At 41.7% G+C, this 8,332-nt stretch carries 11 protein-coding genes; 3 read left to right on the forward strand and 8 right to left on the reverse strand.

The genetic code is table 11. The features are described 5' to 3' along the window. From AC1DPZ_RS17490 to AC1DPZ_RS17510, 5 genes are all read right to left on the reverse strand, one after another. Nucleotides 1-366 (reverse strand): response regulator (locus tag AC1DPZ_RS17490; protein WP_477405704.1); only part of this gene is annotated, 366 nt, incomplete at its 3' end. 143 nt (nucleotides 367-509) lie between these two features. Further along, nucleotides 510-710: a YqaE/Pmp3 family membrane protein gene (locus tag AC1DPZ_RS17495; protein WP_477405706.1), complete on the reverse strand. Its 201-nt coding sequence runs from the start codon at nucleotides 708-710 to the stop codon at nucleotides 510-512. A gap of 59 nt (nucleotides 711-769) precedes the next feature. Continuing rightward, nucleotides 770-1,309, reverse strand: a complete 540-nt coding sequence (locus AC1DPZ_RS17500; protein WP_477405708.1) for an acyl-CoA thioesterase — start codon at nucleotides 1,307-1,309, stop codon at nucleotides 770-772. Nucleotides 1,310-1,453: 144 nt separating this feature from the next. Further along, nucleotides 1,454-1,825 (reverse strand): DoxX family protein, encoded by a 372-nt coding sequence (locus tag AC1DPZ_RS17505; protein ID WP_477405710.1) that lies wholly within the window; start codon nucleotides 1,823-1,825, stop codon nucleotides 1,454-1,456. Between the two features lie 75 nt (nucleotides 1,826-1,900). Continuing rightward, the gene (locus tag AC1DPZ_RS17510) at nucleotides 1,901-2,377 is read right to left on the reverse strand and encodes a hypothetical protein (protein WP_477405712.1); all 477 of its coding nucleotides are present in this window, start codon (nucleotides 2,375-2,377) and stop codon (nucleotides 1,901-1,903) included. A gap of 105 nt (nucleotides 2,378-2,482) precedes the next feature. Between AC1DPZ_RS17510 and AC1DPZ_RS17515 the strand changes: the two genes are divergently transcribed. From AC1DPZ_RS17515 to AC1DPZ_RS17525, 3 genes are all read left to right on the forward strand, one after another. Next, complete coding sequence (locus AC1DPZ_RS17515) at nucleotides 2,483-3,118, forward strand: MarR family winged helix-turn-helix transcriptional regulator (protein WP_477405714.1); 636 nt, start codon at nucleotides 2,483-2,485, stop codon at nucleotides 3,116-3,118. A gap of 211 nt (nucleotides 3,119-3,329) precedes the next feature. Continuing rightward, nucleotides 3,330-3,602 (forward strand): DUF4242 domain-containing protein, encoded by a 273-nt coding sequence (locus tag AC1DPZ_RS17520; protein ID WP_477405716.1) that lies wholly within the window; start codon nucleotides 3,330-3,332, stop codon nucleotides 3,600-3,602. A gap of 847 nt (nucleotides 3,603-4,449) precedes the next feature. Continuing rightward, complete coding sequence (locus AC1DPZ_RS17525) at nucleotides 4,450-4,974, forward strand: LpxL/LpxP family acyltransferase (protein ID WP_477405718.1); 525 nt, start codon at nucleotides 4,450-4,452, stop codon at nucleotides 4,972-4,974. Nucleotides 4,975-5,033: 59 nt separating this feature from the next. Here the strand turns inward: AC1DPZ_RS17525 and atpG are convergent, their stop codons facing one another. The 3 genes from atpG to atpH all read right to left on the reverse strand — a co-directional run bounded on the left by atpG (nucleotide 5,034) and on the right by atpH (nucleotide 8,293). Then, entirely contained in the window at nucleotides 5,034-5,915 is an 882-nt protein-coding gene (gene atpG / locus AC1DPZ_RS17530) for an ATP synthase F1 subunit gamma (protein ID WP_477405720.1), read from the reverse strand. 221 nt (nucleotides 5,916-6,136) lie between these two features. Beyond that, nucleotides 6,137-7,711, reverse strand: coding sequence for a F0F1 ATP synthase subunit alpha (atpA, locus tag AC1DPZ_RS17535; protein WP_477405722.1), 1,575 nt, complete (start codon nucleotides 7,709-7,711; stop codon nucleotides 6,137-6,139). Between the two features lie 33 nt (nucleotides 7,712-7,744). After that, entirely contained in the window at nucleotides 7,745-8,293 is a 549-nt protein-coding gene (gene atpH, locus AC1DPZ_RS17540) for an ATP synthase F1 subunit delta (RefSeq protein WP_477405724.1), read from the reverse strand. Nucleotides 8,294-8,332: the final 39 nt, after the last annotated feature.

Here is an 8,332-nt window from a genome sequence, read left to right on the forward strand (position 1 = left end):
GGCTTTATCCATTGCTTTGCTTACCAACGGAATGATCTTTTCGTTATCATCCCCCTTGGTTATGTAATCAAAGGCGCCTGCTTTAATGGCTTTAACACCATCGTTAATAGTGCCATAGGCGGTAAGTACAATAATTTCTGTTGCGGGGTATGTTTTTTTTATGGTTTCGGTGAGGGTGATGCCATCAATATCGGGCAGCTTTACATCGCTCAATACAACGTGTATATGCTCCTGCTGTAATTTGCGCAAACCTTCTTTACCGGTTGCCGCGGTAATTACCTCGTGCCCTTCCAGTTGCAGAATGCGGGCCATGAGGTTACGCAGCCGCTCCTCATCATCAATAATTAATAGCTTACCTTTTTGCACTGTTGATGTGTTTGATTACGCTGATTCCGTTGATGACTGTCTCTTTAATCTTGAATTATAAGACAAATTAATCGGTACAGAAAATCAGCAAGCAAACATAGCCATTTTCAAATATTCAAATCAGCAAATTTTTAATTCAATCCTTACCAACGGACCCTACGGGTAGCCCGCACCAGTTGCCGGTGTCTTTTGGCGTCGTAATAATCATTGGTAACCAATATGGAATGGACGATTCCCGGAATAATTCCAAATAAGGTTAAAAATATATTGAGTATAAAAGCCCCGATCCTTCCTGTTGATAACACGGCCAGGGGTGGTAGCACAATGCAAAAAAAGTATCTCATGGCTGTATGTATGTTAAACTGTTATAATTTAGATGGCACCAGCCCTCATTTGTTACGAATTAATCTTTGAGATTTAACGGCAGTTGCTCACCAAAGAAAAGGGCCTTTAACTCGGTAGCATCATTAGGGTGCATTTTACCACCCAGGATTAAACGCAGCTGGCGGCGGCGCAGGGCGCCTTCATATAGCGCTATCTCTTCTTCAGTTTCGGGCAGTAATATTGGCACCTGCGTTTTTTGCCCGTCGCCATCCAATGCCACAAATGTATAATAGGCCTCGTTGCTTTTTACCTTGGTACCCGATGGAATATTTTGCGCCCATACATCCATCCTTACTTCAACCGAGGTAGTAAACGCGCGGGTAACCTTTGCTTCAATGCTAATCACGTCGCCCAGTTTTATAGGCGATTGAAATGATACATTATCCACCGAAGCTGTTACTACAATACGGTTGCTGTGTTTTTGCGCCGATATAGCGGCAGCGATATCCATCCAGTGCAGCAGGCGCCCACCCATCAGGTTGTTTAATGTATTGGTATCATTGGGTAATACCAGTTCATTCATGATGGTATATGATTCTTTGGGCGCTTTTCCTGTCATACTGATGATTTTAAGGCAAATATAGGCATTTATAGCCAGCCAAATAACAGCTGAAGCCTTTCATAAGCTGGGTATTAAGGATAGGTTAACACCTGAAACTGCAGCATAGTTAAAATTTATCGGGCAATTCGACTTTACCGGCGATCATCCCGTGCTTTGTAGATTATTGAACGTTTCCATTTTATACAAATACCGGTTTGAAAATGCCAGTATAATCAGCCAGATCAATGGCTCCAAAGCATTTACAATGGTATCGCCGCTATTGAAATGTGCAATACAAGCCGAGATTAACACAATACCAAATCCGGCGTATGCCCATTCTTTAATTTTTGCGGGGATCTGCGGAACAAGCAACACAATAATACCGGTTATTTTGGCTATTGCAAGCTCAACTCTAAAATATTTTGGAAACCCCAGGTGTTCATAATCTGCCGAATACATTTTGTAAATGCTAAAAAGCATGATGCACGAAATGATGATGGTGGTTGTCCAATAAATGGTCTTGTCCTTTTTCATGATATAAATTATTTGATGTTTAACAGCCAGTTACAAGCTGGCGAGGTTTGTTCGTTTTCCATATGCCGGCGATTTTTAATTGAATTTAAAAACGCTTAATATGATTATAGTTATAAAAATGGCCAGCTGGATAATATAAAAGCGGTTCAGCTTACTCCTGCTTTGCATAATTTGCGGGCCCAACTCAAAGCCGTTGTCGGTAAGTAGCTTTCTGAATTTTAGTCCGTGGCGTCTGCCCACAATTACCCCGTTGGCTACCAGGATGATTACCAAACCAAACTTAATCCTGAACCATAGTTGTTCGCCAAAAACTCCTTTTGTTAAAGCCATCATTCCAAGCCCGGTTAGGATAAGTATCGCCGCCCCTATTCCAATCAGCCTCGAAAACCTGGCTGTCACTTGCAACAAGCTGTCGGGTTTTTCTTTTCCATGGTCAAGTAAATTCCAAATGTTACTAAAAGCTATATAATCCACGAAGGTGGTTCCTGCCATCAGTACAAGGCCCATCACATGCAGGCATAATAGCGTCAATAGGTAAGTTCCGTTATTCATATTACTACTTTTTGGTTGTATTTTATTACAATATTAAACCAAAAGGCAGTTAATTGCAAATTATTGGTAACATTTTTTTATAATTGCTACCAAATGGCAGGAAATATGAATAAAACAGTTGAACTGGTTAAACTATGGGGAGCGTTCGAGGAGCAGTACCCCGAAGGCACACTTGAAGACTTTTATCGCCTGCAGTTAACAGCCACCATCAAACAGGATTTGCCTATAGCAACCAAATGGCAGATAATGCCGGATATTAATGGTCAGCTGGTTATCCTCATCCGTAAAATCGGCAAGTTTCATGTCATGTATTCCAATAAGGCCCTGGAAGGTACTGGCTTAGACCAGATTGAAGAGTTTGGCATCCTGGTAATTATTTTTAACAAAAAGAGCCCCATTAAATCCGAGGTGATCTATGATAACCTGCTGGAACTATCCAGCGGAACCAACATGCTTATCAGGCTTAAAAAACGCGGCATGATCAGCGAATACAACGACAAGGACGACAAGCGTGTGGTACGGCTCCGGCTAACCCCAAAAGGCGAGGAAACCCTGGATAAAGCAAAAATAGAAGTTTTGAAAGTAGCAGGTATGATGGTAAACGGCTTAACCGACGACGAAAAACAATTATGCATCCAATTGCTAAACCCCATCAGCACGCGGTTTTCGTCTATCTTTCAAAAACATAAAAACATACCTTTTGACGAGATTTACCGCGACATTATGAACATTGATAATTGAGCAATAAAACATACGGCAAAGCAATCAACACAGCGATCTGGTACCGTGCAATCCGTTTTTATAAATAGACGCCCAACGCACTGACAACAAGGCTAAAATGGGCAAAAACGAAGAATTATTTTATTGATATATGATCGTTGTTTTCGTAACTTCACATAAGAAGGAACGCTCCCCCCAGCGCTAAGCCAGTAAAAACCTAAAAAGCCAAATTATGCCAAAGTATGTAATTGAAAGAGAAATACCTGGAGCAGGTGAGCTTTCGCAAGAACAACTAAAAGCCATTTCACAAGCCTCATGCGGAGTATTGAGCAATATGGGCCCGCAAATTCAATGGGTGCAAAGCTATGTAACTGATAACAAGATCTATTGCATTTACATTGCCCCCAATGAGGATATGGTTAGGGAACATGCCCGGCAAGGTGGATTCCCGGCAAACTCCGTTRGTGAGGTTGGTACAATCATCGACCCGACAACTGCCGAGTAAATGTGCTTGTGATTACTACAGGCAGCCGGAATATTTTCTATTCTCCCGTCAGAAGGAGCGTGTTTATCCCCTTGAGGTAGACGGCAATCTCTATGAGCTGTTGCCGGTGTTCCACCGTTTAGGTGCAAGCTTACATACCATTTTCAAATACCGAGGCAAGTTATTATATATCAAATAGTTATAAAATTTCACTACGACATGAGTTGTCGTACTGGTCGTTGTTTGTTTGTTCGTTCATGGAACGGTAATCTTCCTGCTAAGTCCAACCAACCGGGAACTTTACACAATACTCATCCACTTCACAATATGCGTGCAATATCTAATTACGCATTCAATATCCACTGGCTATCAGTAAATTGTATCATATTAAAAAGTTAACCAACTAAACCAGCGAGGGCTTATTTGCGGGTATGAGATCGCCATTACAAGAGCTAAAATCCGTGGATTCCGAAGGGGGAATGACGTTTTAAAAGATTTGTCATCCTGAACGCAGTGAAGGATCTACTCGCAGACTGTACAGGGCGAAGAAGCATGGCGAATAATAGATGCTTCACTACGTTTAGCATGACAAAAAAGCTTTTTTAAACAGCCTCTTGTAATTTAATTAAATATGCCTCTCAAGCCTTACATTTTAGTCCAATTCATATCTGCTTGCAGCATTTTATCATATTTAAGTGCCGGTATTCATTATTGCCTTATAACTTCCAGGGTTTTAAAAATCCCGTTTTACATTTTAAACGGTAAAAGCCAATTATATAAAAACCTTAATCAAATCTGGTACACCAGGTTTGTCAGGCGGGTTATCTCGGTATCCGTGCGAAGTCCGCTTCGCCTCATTACACTCCGTTTGGTAAATTTTAATGTTACTATCCCTCCCGATTCTGGTTGTGTTATAGCCATTTGCCATACACCATGGAAAAGATTGTTGGTGCAATGGTGCCTTGAAAATAATTTTTCGTTAATTATAGCAGGTGGTAAATGGACTAAACAAAGAGAGCGCATTCAGCGGCAGGCGCTGGGAATTACCGACTTGCGGTGTATAGTGAAATATTTGAACCAAAAAGGGCGAATAGTTATTGCCTGCGATATTTTTAATAATTTAAACAATTGCCCGGTTAACTTTTTAGGAAAACACCATAATGTATCGCTGCTTCCTGCCCGTTTAGCACGAATAGCAGGAGTACCATTAATTACTGCTGTCCCGGTACTTAAAAAAGGGCATATCAATTTTGATGGGGGCCCCCAATTCAATTCAAACAACCTAAATACCGACCCCGGAGACGCAATGCAAAAAATTGTTTCGTTTTTGGAAACCGAAATAAAGAACAACCCGAGCGTGTGGCTAACAGCATATGTCAAAAATTTCGCTTAAAAACAAAAAAAGCCTCCTTTTGCAAGGAGGCCCGGTATAAATAAGTTTATGAATATGGATTAGCTTGAAAGGGCAGCCGCACCGCTCACAATTTCGGTAAGCTCGGTGGTAATGGCAGCCTGGCGGGCTTGGTTGTATGAAAGCTTAAGGGCTTTCAGCAGCTCGCCGGCATTGTCGGTAGCCTTATCCATGGCTGTCATACGTGCGCCATGCTCAGATGCGTTTGAATCTAATACAGCACGGTATAACTGGATCTTGATGTTTTTAGGGATCAGCTGCTCTACTATTTCCTCTTGCGATGGCTCCAGTATGTAATCAACATTGGCAGTTTTTACAGCTTCCTTCTTATCTGGTTTTGGCACAGGCAATAACTGCTCGGCAATAAGGTATTGTACGGCCGCGTTCCTGAAGTGATTATACACCAGTTCAACACGGTCAAACTTACCATCAACAAAACCTTCCATAATGCTTTCAGTAATTTTTGAAGCATTCTCGAAGTTAAGGTCAAGGTACAAATCGTTATTGTTACCAATTACGTTGTACTTGCGCCTTTCGTAAAACTCCTGGCTTTTTTTACCTATGGCAACTATCGAAACGTTACCGGCCTGCAATTGCTTACTGTACTTTTCGGCAATTAGGTTATTGGCCGTTTTAATTACGTTTGCATTAAATGCCCCCGCCAAACCCCGGTTTGATGATACCACTACCACCAAAACACGCACGGGCTCACGCTCCTGCAAATAAGGTGATGAGCCATCCTCTAAACTTTGAGAAAGGTTTGCCAGCAGCTCTTTAAGCTTATTAGCATAAGGGCGCAATTGAACGATAGCATTTGTAGCGCGCTTTAACTTGGCAGCCGAAACCATTTTCATGGCCTTGGTGATCTGCTGTGTTGACGATACAGACTTTATCCTGTTTCTTACTTCTTTTAAATTAGCCATTCTTTTTGAGTATCAAGTATTTAGTATCAAGTATCAAGATTTTTTTGACCTGGTACCCTACTAATGCTATTCTCCATTATTGTATCAAGTGTTCAGTATCAAGTTTCAAGACTTGTATGGCCACTCGACTAACGCTATATTTTATTGGATACAAGTAGTTAGCTTCAAAGTATCAAGCGCTTAAAATCTTGCTACTTGATACTAACTACTTGCTATTAAAATTAATATTTTCCTGCCAGTTCTTTAGCTACTGTTTCCAGTACGCCTGTTATCTGGTCGTCAAATTTACCTGCTTTAAGGGCAGCTAATATTTCAGGGTGACGAACTTCTAACTGGCTTGTGTATTCTGCTTCAAACTTCCTGATGTCTTTTACAGGGACATTACGCATCAGGTTTTTTGTACCTAAGTAAATGATAGCTACTTGCTTTTCAACTGTTACCGGTGAGTACTGGCCTTGTTTTAACACTTCCACGTTACGTACGCCTTTATCAAGCACGTTTTTGGTTGATGCATCAAGATCAGATCCGAATTTTGAGAAAGCCTCTAACTCGCGGTATTGAGCCTGGTCAAGTTTCAAAGTACCGGCTACCTTCTTCATTGATTTAATCTGCGCGTTACCACCCACACGTGATACCGAAATACCTACGTTAATAGCCGGACGAACACCCGCGTTAAACAAGTTTGATTCAAGGAAGATCTGGCCATCGGTGATAGAGATCACGTTGGTTGGGATGTATGCAGATACGTCACCAGCCTGGGTTTCGATGATAGGCAACGCGGTTAATGAACCACCACCTTTAACGATACCACGGATAGACTCCGGCAAATCATTCATCGCCTGGGCGATAGAATCATTGGCGTTGATTTTGGCGGCACGTTCTAATAAACGGCTGTGCAGGTAAAACACGTCACCAGGATAAGCCTCACGGCCCGGTGGACGACGCAATAATAAAGATACCTCGCGGTAAGCAACAGCTTGTTTCGATAAGTCATCATAAACGATCAATGCCGGGCGACCTGTATCGCGGAAGTACTCGCCAATAGCGGCACCAGCAAAAGGAGCAAAAAACTGCATGGTAGCAGAGTCAGCAGCACTTGCAGCAACAACGATAGAAAAAGGCATAGCGCCGTTTTCTTCAAGCGTGCGTACAATGTTTGCAACTGTTGATGCTTTTTGACCGCAGGCAACATATATACAGATAACCGGTTTACCGGCATCATAAAATTCTTTTTGGTTGATGATGGTATCCACGCAAACAGCGGTTTTACCTGTCTGGCGGTCACCAATAACCAACTCACGCTGGCCACGACCGATAGGGATCATCGCGTCGATAGCTTTGATACCTGTTTGCAAAGGTTCGGTAACCGGCTGACGATAGATAACACCAGGCGCTTTACGCTCCAATGGCATTTCGTAAGTTTTACCTACAATTGGTCCTTTACCATCAATTGGGGTTCCTAAAGTATCAACAACACGGCCAAGCATGCCTTCGCCAACATTGATTGATGCAATGCGATTGGTACGTTTTACAGTATCACCTTCCTTAATATCGTCAGATTTACCTAACAATACCACGCCCACGTTATCTTCTTCAAGGTTAAGCACGATACCTTGCAATCCTGTGCCAAATTCTACAAGCTCACCTGATTGTACTTTGGTTAATCCATAAACGCGTGCAATACCGTCACCCACCTGGAGTACAGTACCCACTTCTTCTAATTCAGATTCTGACTTAAAGCCTGCCAATTGCTGACGCAAAATTGCCGATACTTCGTCTGGTCTTACCTCTACCATTGTTTAAATTTATTTAGAGTTTTGTTTTTACTATTATTGAATCACCTTCTGGGCAAATTCTTTTTTCAATTTTTTCAAGCTTGCGGCAATGCTGGTATCAACCTGTTTGTCGCCCACGGTTAGTACAAAACCACCAATTAATGATGGGTCAACCTTGGTTTCCAATACAACAGTACCACCTACTGTGCTTTGTACTTCGACTATTATGGTTTTCTTATTTGCTGCCGATAACTCGGTAGCCGATGTAACCTTAGCCTTTGTAATATGCCTCTTAATATTAAACAGGTTCACATACTCAAAAGCAGTAGTATATAAAACCTCGCCACGGCCTTTATCAACCATCAGTTTAAAAAACGCAATAGTTGCCTTGTTTACCTTTTTCAGGAATACAGCATCAAGTATTTTGGTTTTTTTGGAGTGAGCAACAATAGGATTGCTCAAAACAGCTTTAAGCTCCGGACTGGCCTTTAAGGTATGTATAAACAGATCCATATCTGCTTTAATCGCATCAACAATATTTTGTTCCTGTGCAAGGTCAATAAGGGATTTTGCGTACCTGGATCCTACCGTTAATTCTGACATATTTTCTTTAGATGTGAGATGTTAGATATGAGATTGGAG

The organism is Mucilaginibacter sp. P4_G9 (assembly GCF_056400985.1).